We start from the raw sequence: 16,529 nt of genomic DNA on the forward strand, positions 1-16,529 counted from the left end.
GGCTATTTGCGCTTCTTAGCAGCGGGTTTTTTCTTGAGGGCGGCTTTCTTGGCGGGCTTTTGCTCTTCCAGCACGGCGAGATCGGCTTGCAGATTGCGGTAGCGCAGCGGCAGGCTGATGAGGTGCAAAAGCATTACGGCGAAGACCACCGCAAAGCCCAAAATCATGTAATTGCTGGTTTCCATTTAGTTGCCCATCCATTTCACACGAAGCTGTTCCACCCGGTCACCCAACTGCCCGAGGCGGATGAGGTGCCAAAGCAAGGTGATGCCCAACACCGTAAACGCCAGCACGGAAAAAAGCAAGGTATGCAGCATGGGCGTGGTCATGGCGAAGCCGCCCTCGGCATTCGGGTCACCGCTGCCGATCACCACCGGGTGCAGGGTGCGCCAGATGCGAATGGAGTAATAGGTCAGCGGCACGGTCAGCGAGGCCAGGATGGCGTAGATCGCCCCAAAGCGCGCCCGCCGGTCCGGGTCTTCAATGCTCTGGCGCAGCAGCAGATAGGCCAGGAAGGTCAGCAACATGATCGAAGCAGTGACCAGGCGCGGGTCCCAGGTCCACCAGGTATTCCAAGCCGGGCGAGCCCAGATTGAGCCAGTGGCCACGTTTAGAAAGCCGTAGACCAATCCCAGTTCCACGGCGGCCACCGCCAGGATGTCCCACTTGCGGTTGGGCCGGATCAGATAAACGATGCCGGCTATTGCCGCGACGATAAACGCCGCCATGCCCACCCAGCCCGTGGCTACATGGAAGTAAAAGACGCGCTGCACTTCGCCCATCACGGCTTCACGCGGGGCGTAGAAAAAGACCATCCAGGTTGCCACGGCCATGAACACAAGAGAAGCAATATCCAGGACACGCAACCAGAATGGTTTCGACTCAGACGGTTTTGTTGCCATCAACTAATCCTCCACAATGAAATCAAAAAACAAGTACCCTAACACCGGCATGCACACCGCATAAACGATGAGCAAGTTAAGGCTCGGCCAAATGTAGGCCATTGGCTGTCCCTGCAAAAAAAGGCTGCTGGCGCGCACCGCAGAAACCAGCACAGGCAACAACAAGGGAAACACCAAGACCGGGAGCAGCAACTCCCGGCTGCGCGCCTGAGACGCCATGGCCGCCAGCAGGGTGCCCAGGGCAGAGTAGCCCCACGACCCCAGCGCCAGCACCAGCAGCAGCCCAGGTTGAATCAAGTTCACGTTGTACAAGACCCCATAGACCGGCAAACTGAAGAGGGCCACGACCAACATGAAAACCATGTTGGCCAACGTCTTACCCAGGTAGACGGTGCCGTAATCGACGGGGGTCAACAGCCAGCTGTTCATCGCCCCGGCATCCTTCTCGACAGCGCCTGAGCGGTTGAGGCCCAGCGTGCCGGCGAAAGCAAAAGTGGCCCACAGCACACCCGCGCTCAATTCGGCTCGGGCGCGTGCATCTAAGTCTAGAGCGAAGTTGAAGATCAGGATCACCAGCAGCACGAAAACCAGCATGGAGGCCAGCAGTTGGCGGCTGCGCCATTCGATGGCCAGGTCTTTGCGCAGCACCGCAGCGATCACAGCCAGGCTGGCGCGTAGCTCAGTCATCCAGCGCCTCGTGCAATGCCCGGTCATACTGCCGCGGGAAACCCGCAGACGCCAACTGGCGCCGGGTCCAACTGGCCGCCAGTTCTCCACCGGCCAGCAAGCAAGCCCGGTGGGCCAGCTTTTGGGCCGGTTCCAGGTCGTGCGTCGCCAACAGAATGGCGGCACCCTGCTGCAGTTGCTCGCTCAGGCATTCGTCCAAAACCGCAGAGGCAGTCCGGTCCAAGCCGGTGTAAGGCTCGTCCAGCAGGATCACTTGCGGGCGGTGCAAAAGCGCCCGCGCCAGGGTGAGGCGCTGCTGCATGCCCCGCGAGAAGGCCCGCACCGGCTCCCGGTGCCGGCCCCACAGGCCAAAGCGCTCCAGCAGCTCCGCGCTGCGCGGGCCTGCATCAGGCAGGCCGTACAAGCTGGCAAAGAAAGCCAGGTTTTGTTCTGCGCTTAGGTCTTCGTACAAAAAGGTCTGGTGGCCCACAAAGCCCATGCGGGCACGCGCCTGTTGAGCGTCCTCCGGCAGGGTCAAACCAGCCAGCGTCACCTGCCCCAGACTGGGGCGAGTGAGCCCGGCCAACATGCGCAGCAACGTGCTTTTTCCCGCGCCGTTGGGGCCAAGCAAAGCCACCAGTTCACCACGCCCCACCTGCAAACTAACGCCCCGCAGCACAGGACGCAGCCCGTAACGCTTGACCAGCCCCCGCGCCCGAATCACGATCGATCCCTGTCCAAGGCCTGGGCCAGGCGCGCTTTCAGCGCCGCCCGGCGGCGTTGGTACGCAGCCTCAGCGATCTGGCCGGCGGCATAGCGCTCATCCAGCACAGCGATCTCATCCAGGAAGGTTTCCGGTTTGGCTGGGCTGACCCGCAGCCACAGCCACAAAACCGCCACAGCCAGCGTCAGTCCAAACAGGCCTGGGAGCAGGCTGTCATCTTCCAGAATCAGGTTGAACACGCGGCTCAGGCCACCCACTGGATGGCCACCGCGTAAGTCTATGGTTACTTCGTCACCAACAGAAAAGGGTCCAGTGGCGGAATACACCGCATAGCGTTCGCCTTCCAAATCCTGGGTGCCTACCATGTTAAAGTCCACCGAACGCATCTCTGGACCCGTTTCGGGTGCCAAGGCTACCAGAGCCCTGGTGGGCTGGTCAATGTAAATTTGATAGGTTAGCGAATTTTGGTATGGCAGCTGATAAGCCAATAAAAGTTCGTAGGTGGCCTGCCCGGGCATCACGGCGCGCAGATCGCCGAAGCCATCGGCGGTGAGCACATAACGTTCTCCCAGGGCGCCTTCGTTAAAGGCCAGGTTGGTGGCGCCATCCGGCAGACGATAATTCAGCAAGGGCAGGCCGTCACCCCCCGGAGCAATGGCCTTATCCCCCAGATTGGTCAAGACCACACGCTGGATGACCCGCGCCAAACCGGCTTGCGAAAAGTCGTAAACCAACTGCACCCCTTCCACCACCAATTGGCTGGTGTCCTGGGTCGTGTCAAAGACCCTCACAGGTAAGTCCAGGTGTGCCTGCTCCGCTGCCAACGTGGCAAATTCTGAGAAGTAGCGCAGCCCTCGGTAACCCACCTCCACGAAGAAGATGCGTCCCGCCCGCATGGGCACATCTTCAAAGACAAAGGAACCATCTGCATCTACCTGGGTCGTCAGGCTGACGGCTTCTTGTGTATGGTCAAAGCCGGTGAGGATGGCCGGCATGCCCGTGGGCAACGCACCCGGGCTGCCGTATTCCAGCTGCCCAGTCACCCGGCCGAGGGTCTCGTCTGCGGCCACCGGGAGTGTAGGCTGTGGCGGCGCCTGAACTGGACGGCCGTCCAGCCCCAGGGCACGCGCCTGCACAAACGCGGTGAGGGCGCGGGCATCTTCCAAACCGAGTCCCAAGGGTGTGAATAAGCTGCTTTTTGCGCTGAAGTCGTCGCCCGCCAAGAGAATATCCACTTCACTGCGATACTGCGCGTAAAGCCCGGCCCCTCGCTGCAACACTTCCGGGGTCAGGCTGAGCGAATAGACATAGGCCAGGACATTCCAGCGTTCTTGCGCGCTTAGGCTGTTGGCAAAGGGCGGCATATAGCGAGTGATGCGTCCTTCGCTGACCATCTGGAACCAGTCTTCCGGGCTGGCGCCGCGGGCCGTCACCGCCGCGCCGATGGCGCCGGGCGGGAAGGGCAGCTGCGCGCCCTGCTCCCCGTCCCCCAGACCCAGGGCGCCGTGACAAGCCAGGCAACTTTGGGCGTAAATGGCGGCCCCGGCTGCCGGGTCAGGCTGCGCTGCCGGATGCTGCACCGGCTGAGGCGTGTCCAGCCCGCTGACCAGGGCGTTTGGCCCCGGGGTTACATCGCCTGCCAAGGAAACGCCGCAGGCAGACAGCCCCCAGGCGGCCAGCAGCCAAAACAGTGCCAGCCGTCTCATGGCGCGCTCCGCGCCGCGCGTTTACGTTTGGCCTTGTGGGCGGCTATCAGATCTTCCAGATCATCTGCCTGCGCAGGTTTGTGGCGGCGCACTGGCTTGGCCAGTTTCTCGATCTGCTCCAGCGCCAGGGCGCCGGAGGCCAACAGATCTGCCCGCTGGGCCACATATAGATCCGCAGGCACTTTGCCCATGGCGTGGTCAGCATCCAATTCGGCCAGGGCATCCAAGGCGCGCTCACGCTCGGCCGTCCAATGGGATAGAGCCGCATCGGGCAACTCGGTCTCGTCGTGCGCCTTCAACAGGGGCTGCACCACGAACAAGGCCACCAACATTAAAAGCGCCAACAAAAGCAGCAAGGAGCCCAACGCCATCAGGCATCCACCTCAAGCAGCAGGTCGATGACCGAAGTAATTTCTTCCAAACTGAGGAAGGGGCCGATCTTTACCAGGGCCACCTCGCCCAGCTTATTAATAATGTAGGTTTCGGGGATGCCGCGGCCGCGGAAGGTCGCATAAATCTGCGAACCGATGTCCGGCCCGTTAGGGTAAGTGATCTTCCAGCGCTCCAGATAAGCCAGGGCTTCTTTCTCCGTATCCACGTAGTCCACACCAAGGAAGAGCACATCGCCGCGGTGGGCGTACAGCTCCCAGGCGGTCTGCAGATCCTCGGCTTCTTCCTCGCACGGCAAGCACCACGAAGCCCACAGGTTGACCAGTACAACCTTGCCTGCCATCTCTTCGGCGCCATAGACCTGGCCGTCGAAGGTGGTTAGGGTGAACTGTGGGGCAGGTTCGCCGCGGGTCAGGATACCCCGGCGGGATTCCATCAGCTGGGCCGCCACGAGGCCCAGTAAGACCAGCAGGAAAGCCCAGGCCAACACACGGCCCCAAAAGGACGTCGGTTTAGCCTGTTGGCTCATGGGTCACGGGCCTTTAGCTCTTCTTCCATCTGGCGGGCGTATTTGCCGGCCGGTTTAGCGCTTTTGCGCTCGCCAGCTGCCTGCATCGGGCGCGTGACCATCGTGCGGTACAGCCACCAGCCAGCCGCAAAAATGGCGATGGGCGGCAGCAGGTAAAAGGCCCAAAACAGCCCCTGCGCCGGCGGAGCGGGCAATACACTGGGGCCAAAGCGGGTCACAAAATACTCGTAGATCTCGGCCTCGGTGTAGCCCTGCATCAGCAGGTCGGCGATCTGGTCGCGCCACTGGACGCAGGCAGCCGTGCCACAAGCGTCCAGTGGCACATTGGCGCATACCGGGCAGTAGAGGTTCTTGGCGATGGCGTTGACCTCGTCCGGGCTGGGCGTGGGCGGCACAGGCTGCTGGGCCGCAGCGGGGACCACCAGCGCAAAGGCCAGGCACACGGCCAGTAGCAGGGCAAGGGGTTTCATCGGCGCGCTCCGGCCGCAGCCCGACGCCCACGCAAACGAGAAGGGGCCGCCAGTTCAATAGTTTCACGCTCCGGCCAGGAGGCCACCAGCGTACCCAGAATAAAGACAAAGCCGCCCGTCCAGACCCAGTTCACCAGGGGATTCAAATAGACCTTGAAGGTGGCCTTCTGCCCAGACAGCGGTTCCCAGCCCACCAGCAACACATACACATCAGCCTCCCAGGTGTTGTGCAAACCCGAGATGGTCATGGGCTGGCCCGATTCAAAATAGAAGTCCTGACGCGGGTACAGCTGGGTCACGTAGCGGCCATCACGGTACACATCCACCACGGCACGGTCTACCAGGCGGCCGTCGTCGGTCTGGAATTCGATCAACGAAACGAATTCGATCTGATAGCCGCCCAACTGCAGACGCTCACCGGGGGCCAGGCTGCCCTGGGTTTCTTGCTGAAAGAGTTCGATGCCGATAATGCCAATCGCCAGCAGCACCACACCCAGGTGGATGATGTAGCCGCCATAGCGGCGCCGGTTGCGCGCAACCAGGCGCCACAGGGCCAGGGCAAAGTTCTCTCCGCGCGCGCTGCGGGCCGCCGCGCCGCGCCAAAATTCATAGAGGGTGACAAAGCCGACAAAGGCACACAGCCAGAAGCCCAGCAGGGCGCCTGGGTTGCGCATGCCGCCGATCAACAAGGCGACCAACACCAGCAATGAGGCGATGAACGGCTTCCAAATGGCGCGGCCCAGCGTGCGGGCCGTGCTGGCCCGCCAGGCGGAGAGCGGCGCCACGCCCATGATCAGCAGCAGAGCCGCCCACAACGGCCCGGTGGCCGATTCATAGTACACCGGCCCCACTGTGATCTGCTGGCCGGTGAGCAACTCGCTGGCCAGCGGAAAGATGACGCCCAAGAAACAAATCACCAGAATGCTTATAAAAAGGAAGTTATTGAGCAGGAACAAGGCTTCGCGCGAGAGCAGTGAAGTAATTTCCACTTCAGACTTAAGCGTGTTCCAGCGCCAGCTAAGCAGGGCCAGCGAGGCGCCTAGTGTGATCGCAATGAAGGCGAAGAACATAGGGCCAATGGCGCTCTGCGCAAAAGAATGCACGGAAGACAGCACGCCCGAACGGGTTAGGAAGGTGCCAAAGATGACCAAGTCGTAGGTCAGGATGATCAGCAGCATGTTCCAGTGTTTGAACAGGCCGCGCTTCTCCTGAATCATGACCGAATGCAAAAAGGCCGTGCCGGTCAGCCACGGCATAAAAGCGGCGATCTCCACCGGGTCCCAGCCCCAGTAACCGCCCCAACCCAGCACATCATAGGCCCAGCGGCTGCCCAAGATCAAACCCAGCGAGAGGAACAGCCAGGCCACTAGGCTCCAGCGGCGCGTCAAACGGATCCAGCGGTCATCGCTGCGGCCGGTGATCAGCGCAGCGATGGCGAAGGCAAACGGCACCACGAATGAGACAAAACCCAGATAGAGCACGGGCGGATGGATGATCATGCCTGGGTGGCGCAGGAGGGGATTGAGGCCGTTGCCGTCCATCGGGAGATAGGCTTGCGCCCCGGCGGGCTGCCACATGGCGGTCCAAACCGCACCTGTCACGCCCTGCCACATGCGCAGAAAAGGATTCTCAAAAAAGACGATTAGCACCAAGAAGAAAGCCAGGGTGAACATGCATACCAAGATCACCCAGGGCAGCAGGTCGCGGTCGCGCCGCCAGTTGCGCAGCATGACGCCGGAAGTGAAGGCAGCCATCAACCAGGCCCAGAACACTAGCGAACCAGACTGCCCGCCCCACAGAGCCGTGACGCGCAAATACATCGGCATGCTGCGGCTGGTGACTTGTGCTACGTATTGCAGTTGAAAATCGAGGGTGGCCAGGGAATAAATGATGCTCAGGGCCGAGATGGTGAGCAAGGGGAAGCACAACAACGTGGCGGCGCGTGCGCTGGCGGTCCAGCGCGGCTCCCCGCGCACCTGGCCCACCACGGCGGAGCAGCAGGCATACAGGGCCAGCAGCAAAGCGATGAACAGGGCAAAAAAGCCGAGGTCAGCGATCATGGAAAGGGCTGGTTAACAAGGCCGCAAGCTGTCAGCCCTGTGCCTGAGCAGGCAGGGCTTCTTCGTAGCGGGTTGGGCAGCGCAGCAGCAGCTCATTGGCGTGGAAAACGCCAGATTCGTCGATCTGGCCGGAGACGATGGCCTCAGCCGCGTGCTGCAGCAGGTCCGGCTTCACGCCCACATAAACCACTTGCAAACGATTGCGAGTGGGGTCGGCCACGGCGGCATCCAGAGCAGCGGCCAGGCCGCCTTCGTCATTGATCAGCCGAGTATCCCCGGGAGTATGCACAATCGTGAAGCTGAGGGTCAGCGTCTCAGTGTCGTAGACGATGGTGTCACCCAACACCGCACCGGCCACCCGGGCGGGTTTGCCCACGGCGCCCGGCCCATCGGCGAGCAGTTCGTCTACGGTGAAGAAGAACTGCGCGCCTGCGGCGGTGGAAGACACAATCAAGTAAACGACCGCGGCCAAAATGATCAGGCCGCCGAACAGGAATTTGTTTCGGCTGCGGCTCATGTGCGTTTTCTCACTTTCGAAGAATTATACCTTTGCGGCAGCCGGCTCACCCAGCCTAGTTGATCACCACAAAGATCATCGGACGCCGGCGGGTGGCCTCAAATAGGAAGTTGCGCAAATTGTGTTCCAGCTCGCTCTGCAGGTTGCCGTTGGAACGCGCCACAACCTTCTCGATCTGGCGGCGTGTCTCGGCCATCAGCTGCTCGGAATCACGCAAGTAGACAAAGCCGCGCGTGATGATCTCCGGCTCCTCCAGCAGTTTGCCGCTGGAGGCGTCAGTCTTCAGGTTGACGAAGATGAACCCATCGCGCGCCAACGCTTCACGTTCGCGCATCACCGAAGGGCCGATGTCGCCCACACCGGAGCCGTCCACAAAGACGTAGCCGCCGGGTACGCGCTCGGCCAGGTGCATCTCGCCATTGCGGAACTCCAACGCCTGGCCATTCTCGATCACGGCAATGTGCTCGGCTGGCAGGCCGGCGGATTGCTGGGCCAGAGCGGCATGCTGGTGCAGATGGCGCAGTTCGCCGTGTACCGGCACCAGGTATTTGGGTTTGACCAGATTGAGCATGAAGACCATCTCATCCTGGCTGGCATGGCCGGAGACATGCACGGCAGCAATCGGATCGTAGATCACCTTGGCGCCGCGCTGGAACAGGCGGTTGATCACGCGTGAGACCGTCTCTTCATTGCCCGGAATGGGGTGCGAAGAAAGCACCACCGTGTCGCCAGCAATCACGTCGAACTGGCGATTGGTGCCCGCCGCCAGCCGGCCCATAATCGACGAGGGCTCACCCTGTGAGCCGGTACACATCAGCACTACATCACGTGGCTTCATTTTCAGCGCATCGTCAATCGTCACCACCAAATCGCTGGAGACCTTGAGGTACCCCAACTGGATCGCCATCTTGGCATTCTCGCGCATGCTGGTGCCCACAAAGGCCATCTTGCGCCCATGGCGCTGGGCGGCCTCGGCCACCTGTTGAATGCGCGAGATCAACGAAGCAAAGGTGGCCACCAGGATGCGACCCTCGGCCTCCTCGAAGACCTTGTCAAACGCCGGGTCGATCACGCGCTCAGAAGGCGTCCAACCGGGCCGGTCGGCGTTGGTCGAATCAGCCAGCAAGGCCAGCACGCCGCGGCCGGCGAACTCGGCCAGCTTGGCATAGTCGGTGGGCCAATTGTCCACCGGCGTATGGTCCAGCTTATAGTCGCCGGTGTGCACTACCAAACCGGCCGGCGTGGTGATGCCCAGGGCCACGCCATCCGGAATGGAGTGGCACACATGGCAGAATTCCACCTTGAACTTGCCGATCTGCACTGTGTCGCCGGCATTCACCGTCTGCAGACGGGCTTTCTTCTGGGCGCCGGCGCGGGCCAGCTTGACCTCCAGCAGGCCGCGGGTCAGCGGCGTGGCATAGATGGGCACATTGAAGGCTTCCAGCACGTGATGAATGGCGCCGGTGTGGTCTTCATGTCCGTGCGTGATCACAATGCCTTTGACCTGATCGCGCTTGTCCAGCAGATACTGGAAATCGGGGATGATGTAATCGATCCCCAACATGTCATTTTCAGGGAACATAATGCCGGTATCGACGATGAGGATATCGCCGCCGTACTCGAACACAGTCATGTTCTTGCCAATTTCCCCCAACCCCCCCAAAGGAACGATCCGTAAGGTCTCGCCCTTGTTCTTGCTATTTTTCTTTCTCATACTTGCTAATTTCTCCCAGGCAGGCAAAAACAGCCCGCCATAATTCTTTATTCAAAGTTAAACAAAAACCCCGACAGGTCAAGCCGGCCGGGGTAGTAATCTGTCTAGGGCATCGCCCATGCAACTTGTGTGCTAGCCACTGGTGCTACAGAAAATACAGGCCGATGTCGCAAACCGCGCAAGCGCGGGGCCAACTAAGCATAGAGATTGTAGCACATTGGGATATTTGAAAGCGATAAAGCTAATCATTTCCTCATCGGCTATAATTGTTGCTAAGAGGGGGGCAATTTGCGACAAACCCTAGCAGGCAACAAATTTTTTATCGCGCTAATTCTAATCGCATTACTCTGGGGCGGTTACGCAGCGAAAAACTACGGCGAAGCCGCGGATGATGAATCGTTGGATATTTACGCGCGCCAGACTCTGAATATTTACACACAATTCTTTCAAAAAGGGGAAATTGCACAACCTGAATACACCATTCTGGACAACTATGGCCCAGCCTTTGTAATGTTGATCCGGTTAACGCAGCTTGCTGCCGAAAAACTGGCGCCAAATCTAAGTTGGTTTAGCATTTGGCACTTTGTTAGCTTTACAGGATACCTAATAGGAGTTATCTCGTTTTATTCGATCCAACTTCGATTCTTCAGAAAGTCTGTAGCAATCAGTTCAACGTTCCTGTTTGCGACGCAGCCTGTTTTGTGGGGGCAAGGATTCCTCAATGTAAAAGATAGCCCTTTGATGGCCTTTACTTTACTGTGCGTTGCTCTCGGGATAAGGATGATCCCGAATTCCCCCATGGCCGCTTGGGATTTCAGACAATGGCAGGAAATTCTACAGAAGGATTTCGCAAAAGTTTCAGAACAAAGGCGAGTTCAATGGAGAAAATGGTTGGCTGCGCTTGCTCTGATCACTATCCTTCTTTTCCTTCTCGAAAGTATTCTCTCTATTATTTTTACTTGGCTGTTCTCCATCGACTCAAAGACCTGGTTAGGTGAACAAATCCGAACTTTTGCACCCTATGCAGACAGTATGCCTGTAAGCGGGTATGTGCAAAGAACGCTTGGAATTCTCCAGCTTCCATTGTGGCTTGGGCTTGGACTTATAGTCTTAGTACTAGGCATAGCTTTTGTTAAAGCTATGCCTAGTACGCGCAGAGCTGTTAGCAGCTTTATCCAAGAGACATGGAAATCCAGCTGGTCCTTTTGGAGTGCACCAATTATTTGGTTTGCTGCGCTGGCAGTAGGCTTTACAACCGCTATCCGGGTAACCGGACCATTTGCAGGCATGCTAGTTATTGTATTTCTCCTGATAAGCAAGGGGCCTAAAAGTTTGGCTATCCTTCCCGCATTTGGCTTGCTGAGCATGCTTTTCACCTACATCTTTTGGCCCTACTTGTGGACCAATCCGATAGGGAATTTCATGGAAGTCATCCGTGTCATGTCCGACTTCCCCTGGGCGGGACATGTGCTTTTTGATGGAGAAGTTATTCGCGCTACTCGTCTGCCAGCAGACTATTTGCCAAGACTTTTGATCATTCAGCTCACGCTTCCTACCCTACTTTTGTTTATCGCCGGTCTGGTAGCCATTGCGAGGCAACCACGGCATGCCAACACTGCTCTCTGGGTAACTGCAATAGTCTGGCTTGTCGTCCCATTGAGCTATACGATCTTCGCTCGCCCCACCCTATATCACAATTTTCGTCAGCTGTTATTTATGACACCTGCAATTTTTCTGCTGGCCGCTTTCGGCCTGAACTGGCTGCGTGAAGTAGTTAACCAGCGTCTCTTTGCGGCTCTGAGTTTGGTGGCACTGCTTCCTGCCTTGCTTGCTCTTATAGAGCTGCATCCTTACGAATATATCTACTATAACGAGCTGGTGGGCGGCGTGAAAGGAGCCGATGGCAAATATGAAATGGAATACTGGGGCAGCTCATTGACACATGCTATGGAAGAGCTAAACCAGATTGCGCCGAACGGTGCTGTGATTGGCTCCTGGGGGAACCAAGCAATTTCCCAACGTGTAGCCAGACCCGACCTCCAAGTGGAACTGCTAAATTACAACAATTTCAATTCCGAACTTGACTATAAGTACGTCTTGATTCCCCTCAGAGCTGGACGAGACCGAACCTTTTTGGATGGATATCCAGAGCTATTTGTTATCGAGCGCCTAGGCGTATCTTTGACCATAGTCAAAGAGCTTGATAACTTCCAGCCAGATTGGCAACCCTAACCTTCCAAGCCCGGCACCACGGCCACCGGCGACCAGGCGGGCAGCAGGGCGCGCACACTGCCAGTTTCCAAATGCCATTGCTCTTCGGGGTTCTCCACCTCCAGCACGAACAACTGGTAATTGCCTGTGCGTTGCGAGTGGAACACGATGTATCGTCCATCCGGCGACCAAGTGGGATGCCCATCCTCCGCCTCGCTGGTGGTCAGTTGGCGCAGGTCGCTGCCATCCGGGCGCATGATGAAGATATCGGCGTTGCCAGAACGCCAGGATTCGAAGGCGATCCATTCGCCGTCCGGCGACCAGGCCGGTCGCCAATCCAGACCCCAGCTGTCCGTCAGGCGCACCAGGTTGCTGCCGTCGGCGTCCATAATGAAGATCTCTGAATTGCCCTCTCGCCGAGAAGTGAAGGCGATGCGTTCCCCGTCCGGCGACCAGGCCGGCTCATAGTCCTCAGATGGATGGTCGGTGAGCTGGAGCAGCTCGTTGCCTTCCAAGTCCATGATGAACAGCTCACGATTGCCGTCGTGCTCCGCCATATAGACTATGCGCTGGCCGTCAGGTGAAAAACTGGGGTAGCAGTCGAACCCCAGCTGAGTGGTCAGCTGTGTGGTCTGGCTGGGCTCGGCCTCCACGGCCATCAGGTAAATATCGCGCACGGACTCCGGACTGGTGATGCCGTCGTAGGCGATCAGGCTGGCGTCCGGCGACCAGACCGGCGCTTCGGCGAAGATATTGCGCATACCGCCGGTGAGATTGAGCACATCGCTGCCATCCGGACGAATGACCCAAATATCCCGGCGGCCGCCTTCGGTGGCAGAGAAAGTGATCCAACCCAGTTGGGCGAGCTCCACAGCCACTTCCGGTTTGGCGGTCGCTACCGGTTCCGGCGTGGGGCCTGGCCGCCCGGCGGCCGGGCTGGGTGTAGTGCTGTTCTGGGCATTGGGTGTTAGCGCTGGGGTGGCTGTTGCCTGGGGGCTGCAGGCCGCCAGGAAAAAGGCGAGGATAAACAAGGAGCGCAGCTGAGAGGTGAAGCTAAGTGTCACTGGGTTGTTCCTCGATGATGTCATCCTGAATGATTTCCTGCGCCAGGCGGCTTAGGGTTTCACGGTCAGCCACTTCAACATGGGCGGCGCCCCAATACAGGTCCAGCAAGGCGCTGGCATCCAGGTCGCCCACGTTCTTGTCTTCCGGAATGCGCAGGCGGGCTTCCATCTGCGGGCGCTTGATCAGGTGAAATTCAAAGGTGCCGCTGGCCGCTTCGCGCAGCTCGCTTTCATCTATATATGGCTCCAGCTCGCGCGGGTAATCGATGGTCAGGCGCACGATGGCGTCTTGCATCTCTGGCTTGCCAGGCAACTTGGCGCGGATCTTCTCCATCACGCCTTCTGCCGCATCCAATCGCACGCGGCGGTCAATAAAGGTGCGAATGTGTTTCAACTGGCGCCAGGCGTAGCTGGTGGCGTTTTTCTGCAAATCCACCATCACGAAGAATTTGTCGTCTTCCACTTCGCCAAAATCCACGCGCTCGATCGAACCGGGATAGACCACAGGCGGCCCGGTCTGTCCGTCGCTCTTCTGGCTCACACGGGTGGCTTCGTTGACATCCTGCTTTTTGTGGATGTGCCCCAGGGCCACGTAATCCAGCGCAGGGCTCTTGACCAAAGCGGGAGACAGCACCAGGTCGCGCCCTAGGCTGACCGTGCGCTCGCCGCCGTATACGGCGCCCTGCACGGAGGCATGCGCCAGCAGGATGGCAGGCAGCTCTGGATCCAGCTGGCTGAGCAGGTCTTCGATGCGATTGATCAGTCGTTCTTCAAGCTCAGCATCGGCGTGCTTGCTATCCGTACCGTAGGCAGCGATCATCTCAGACTTGCTCACCCAAGGCAGGGCAATCACTTGCAGCGGCAAATCCCACAGATCCGCCGGGCCTAGCAGGGCCGGTTTGGACACCACGCGCACATAGGGGATGTCCAGCGTGTTGTATTCTTCCAGTGCATGGGCGCGGCCCAGGCTGGGAGAGACGTCATGGTTGCCCACCAACAGCAGCGTAGGGATGTCGGCCCGCGACAGGCGCATCATGCGCCGGCCCCATTCGCGCTGGAAGGTGGGCGCTGGATTGCGGTCTTTGTAGGCGTCGCCGCCAAACAGCACCAAGTCGACCTTCTCACTTATAGCTGTGTCTACGATCTCGTCCAGGGAGCGCAAGAAGTCCAGGACGCGCACCGGCAGGCCAGTTTGCGCATCCTGGCGGCCATAGTTGGCAATGTCGATGTGCGCGTCGGCAAAGTGCAGCACTTTCAATCCGCTCATGGATTCACTCCCAAAGCTTCCAGCTGCCCAATGGCCGCCCAAAAATGTTTGTTCAGGCGCACGGCCTCTTGCAAGTCGGAAACCGCATTGCCCGTCTCGCCAATCGCCAAGCGGGCCAGGCCGCGCCAGTATAGGCTTTCCTCAAGCGTGGGTTGGTCAATCGTCTCAAACAGGGTGGTATTGGCCAGGCTGATCACATCCTGATGGCGGCCGCTGTAGTAATACGCCCAGTATGGGCCGGTCTGGTACCACATCATCCGGTACGGCCGCTGGGTATCGTCGTCAGTCAAGCCGGCATACAACTGAAAGGCGTAATCATAGGCGTGGGCGGCATCCACATATTGCAGCAGGCGCACATGGCTGCTGCCCAGGTTGAACCAGGCAAAGAACTGCTGCAAGCCGGTCAAGCTGGCCAACTCTTGCTGGGCCAGCTCCAAGGCGCGTTGGTTGGCCCATTCTTCATCTGCCCAGGGGCCTAAAGCGGCGATGACCTGATCCAACTGGGCTTCGGGATAGATCACCAGGAACAAGTAGTTAAAAGCCCGCCACTGGTCTTGAAATTCTTCATAAGAAGAGCGCAGGTTGGCGCCGGTGCCGTTGTCACCCGTGCGCAAGTACACATCCTGCACGATGAATTCTTGGCTGGCCTCGTCATAGCCGGTGACGAACAGGTAGTGGCCCAACCAGCTGACCCTGCCAGAGGCGTCGCGCTCGGAATAGCCCTTCTCCACTACCACCGGGAAGCCGGCGGCCAGCAGCTGCTTGACGGTATCGAGCTCCCCGCCCACTCGAATGACCGCCTGCAAGCCGGGCACCTGCGTATCGACAAAGTCTTCCAGCTCGTAGGGCATCACATTCTTGTCAGGGCGGCCGCGCTCGACGCGGTTGAGGTTGGGGTCTTGGATGCCAGGCTTGACGTAGTCTTCCACATCGTTGCGCGTGCCAGCCCAGTCCCAATAGGTCAGGGCCATCGCCAGGGTGGCCGGGCCGCACAGGTTCCAGCCGCCGTGCTGGTCAATATAGCGGAAGCCGGTCAGACTGACCGAGGGCGGCAGCGGCGGCCGGGTGGCCAGCGCCGTGGGCGTGGGGCCGGCCGGTGTGTGCGTGGCCTGCGGCGTCAGGGCCGCGGACGGTTGGGTGTTGGAGACCTGCGCCGGCACGAAGATGGCTTCCTCCGGCGGGCGGAAGAAGTAGACAATGCTGGCGCGCAGGCTATCCAGCCGCCAGGCGAGCGCATTATGCACAAAAGGGATGTGGTAGATCAGATAGAGCAGCGCCAAAACGCCGAGAATGGCGGCAAGCGACCGCCAAGGGTTGCGAGACCGGCCTGGCGGTGAATAACGGCGGAAAAACGGATTGTTCGACTGCACGGTGCGCGGATTATATCAGCCGGGCATTAAGCCCAAATAAACCACCCCTGCGAGCGCGCTTAGGTTTTGGTTTTGCGTTCCGCGGCAACCGCCCCGAGGCTGGCTTTTTCCACCAGGCCAGGTGACAGCCGCCCCAGGTACCACACCAAGCGGGCGCGCCCCGGGGCGACAATTGTGGCAAGGTTTTTCTCTACACCGCGCAGGGCTTCTTCCGCAAATTTCTCCACGGAATAAGGCGGGCCGGCCAGCTCCGTAAGGAAACGCCGCACATTGGGTTTCCAGGGCATGCCGGCCAGGTCGGCAGGCGGCTCCGCATCCAGCATCGGTGTTTCCACGGAGGCTGGGCAGAGCACACTGACACGCACGCCAAACTCAGCAGCCTCAATGCGCAAGCTGGCGCTCAGGCCCACGATGGCATGTTTGGTCATCGAATAGGGCGTCAGCAGCGGTGCAGGCCCGAGCCCGGCCAGGGAAGCTGTGTTGATAATGTGGCCCCCACCCTGCTGCACCATGACTGGATAAGCAGCGGCCACCCCATTGACTGTGCCGCGGATATTGAGATCAATAATGCGGTCCCAAGCTTGTGGGGGCAGCTCAAAGACCTCACCTGCGATCCCCATGCCCGCATTGTTAAAAAGATAGTCCAAGCGGCCATGCTGCTTGACTACCGCGGCGACACACTTGCTGAAGGCTTCCCCGTTGCGCACATCCAGCTGCACGGCCGTGGCGCGCTCTCCAATTTCAGCCGCTGCGGCCTCAGCAGCTGCCAGGTTGATGTCAGCCAAATAAACACTACCGCCGCGAGAGGCGATGGCCTTGGCCAAAGCGCGGCCTATGCCCGAAGCGCCGCCGGTAACTATCGCCACACTATCTTTCCACTTATCCATAGATCACCTCCTGAAAATAGAACATTGATTATCGCGCAGTTTCGAACTGAAC

General features: G+C 59.3%; 16 protein-coding genes. 1 reads left to right on the forward strand and 15 read right to left on the reverse strand.

What is annotated here, in order from left to right:
• Positions 1–2: 2 nt before the first annotated feature.
• The 11 genes from KF885_11265 to KF885_11315 are packed head-to-tail and all read right to left on the reverse strand — an operon-like array spanning position 3 to position 9,678.
• The gene (locus tag KF885_11265; protein MBX3049736.1) at positions 3–185 is read right to left on the reverse strand and encodes a hypothetical protein; all 183 of its coding nucleotides are present in this window, start codon (positions 183–185) and stop codon (positions 3–5) included.
• Complete coding sequence (ccsA, locus tag KF885_11270; GenBank protein ID MBX3049737.1) at positions 186–902, reverse strand: cytochrome c biogenesis protein CcsA; 717 nt, start codon at positions 900–902, stop codon at positions 186–188.
• A 3-nt stretch (positions 903–905) separates the two neighbouring features.
• Complete coding sequence (locus tag KF885_11275; GenBank protein ID MBX3049738.1) at positions 906–1,589, reverse strand: heme exporter protein CcmB; 684 nt, start codon at positions 1,587–1,589, stop codon at positions 906–908.
• A complete protein-coding gene (gene ccmA, locus KF885_11280) occupies positions 1,582–2,292 on the reverse strand; it encodes a heme ABC exporter ATP-binding protein CcmA (GenBank protein ID MBX3049739.1) in 711 nt (236 codons plus the stop codon). Before ccmA ends, KF885_11275 begins: the two co-directional genes overlap by 8 nt.
• Complete coding sequence (locus KF885_11285; GenBank protein ID MBX3049740.1) at positions 2,289–3,998, reverse strand: cytochrome c; 1,710 nt, start codon at positions 3,996–3,998, stop codon at positions 2,289–2,291. The genes ccmA and KF885_11285 overlap by 4 nt, the downstream gene beginning before the upstream one ends.
• Positions 3,995–4,369, reverse strand: a complete 375-nt coding sequence (locus KF885_11290; GenBank protein ID MBX3049741.1) for a hypothetical protein — start codon at positions 4,367–4,369, stop codon at positions 3,995–3,997. The genes KF885_11285 and KF885_11290 overlap by 4 nt, the downstream gene beginning before the upstream one ends.
• The gene (locus KF885_11295; protein MBX3049742.1) at positions 4,369–4,917 is read right to left on the reverse strand and encodes a TlpA family protein disulfide reductase; all 549 of its coding nucleotides are present in this window, start codon (positions 4,915–4,917) and stop codon (positions 4,369–4,371) included. The genes KF885_11290 and KF885_11295 overlap by 1 nt, the downstream gene beginning before the upstream one ends.
• Entirely contained in the window at positions 4,914–5,387 is a 474-nt protein-coding gene (locus KF885_11300; protein ID MBX3049743.1) for a cytochrome c-type biogenesis protein CcmH, read from the reverse strand. Before KF885_11300 ends, KF885_11295 begins: the two co-directional genes overlap by 4 nt.
• A complete protein-coding gene (locus KF885_11305) occupies positions 5,384–7,447 on the reverse strand; it encodes a heme lyase CcmF/NrfE family subunit (protein MBX3049744.1) in 2,064 nt (687 codons plus the stop codon). The genes KF885_11300 and KF885_11305 overlap by 4 nt, the downstream gene beginning before the upstream one ends.
• Before the next feature lie 31 nt (positions 7,448–7,478).
• Positions 7,479–7,964 carry a cytochrome c maturation protein CcmE gene (locus KF885_11310; protein ID MBX3049745.1) on the reverse strand — a complete coding sequence of 162 codons (486 nt, stop codon included), beginning with the start codon at positions 7,962–7,964 and terminating at the stop codon, positions 7,479–7,481.
• 55 nt (positions 7,965–8,019) lie between these two features.
• On the reverse strand, positions 8,020–9,678 hold the full coding sequence (locus KF885_11315; GenBank protein MBX3049746.1) for a ribonuclease J: 1,659 nt from the start codon (positions 9,676–9,678) through the stop codon (positions 8,020–8,022).
• A 288-nt stretch (positions 9,679–9,966) separates the two neighbouring features.
• Here KF885_11315 and KF885_11320 point away from each other — a divergent pair, with 288 nt between their 5' ends.
• Positions 9,967–11,910 (forward strand): hypothetical protein, encoded by a 1,944-nt coding sequence (locus KF885_11320; protein ID MBX3049747.1) that lies wholly within the window; start codon positions 9,967–9,969, stop codon positions 11,908–11,910.
• Here the strand turns inward: KF885_11320 and KF885_11325 are convergent.
• From KF885_11325 to KF885_11340, 4 genes are read right to left on the reverse strand one after another with little or no spacing between them, the layout of a single operon-like run.
• Positions 11,907–12,953, reverse strand: a complete 1,047-nt coding sequence (locus KF885_11325; protein ID MBX3049748.1) for a PD40 domain-containing protein — start codon at positions 12,951–12,953, stop codon at positions 11,907–11,909. The genes KF885_11320 and KF885_11325 overlap by 4 nt on opposite strands.
• Entirely contained in the window at positions 12,943–14,220 is a 1,278-nt protein-coding gene (locus KF885_11330; GenBank protein MBX3049749.1) for an exonuclease SbcCD subunit D, read from the reverse strand. Before KF885_11330 ends, KF885_11325 begins: the two co-directional genes overlap by 11 nt.
• Complete coding sequence (locus tag KF885_11335) at positions 14,217–15,590, reverse strand: C39 family peptidase (protein ID MBX3049750.1); 1,374 nt, start codon at positions 15,588–15,590, stop codon at positions 14,217–14,219. Before KF885_11335 ends, KF885_11330 begins: the two co-directional genes overlap by 4 nt.
• A gap of 59 nt (positions 15,591–15,649) precedes the next feature.
• Positions 15,650–16,477 carry an SDR family oxidoreductase gene (locus KF885_11340; protein ID MBX3049751.1) on the reverse strand — a complete coding sequence of 276 codons (828 nt, stop codon included), beginning with the start codon at positions 16,475–16,477 and terminating at the stop codon, positions 15,650–15,652.
• Between the last annotated feature and the right edge of the window lie 52 nt (positions 16,478–16,529).

The organism is Anaerolineales bacterium, from assembly GCA_019637805.1.
GTDB lineage: Bacteria > Chloroflexota > Anaerolineae > Anaerolineales > UBA11579 > JAMCZK01.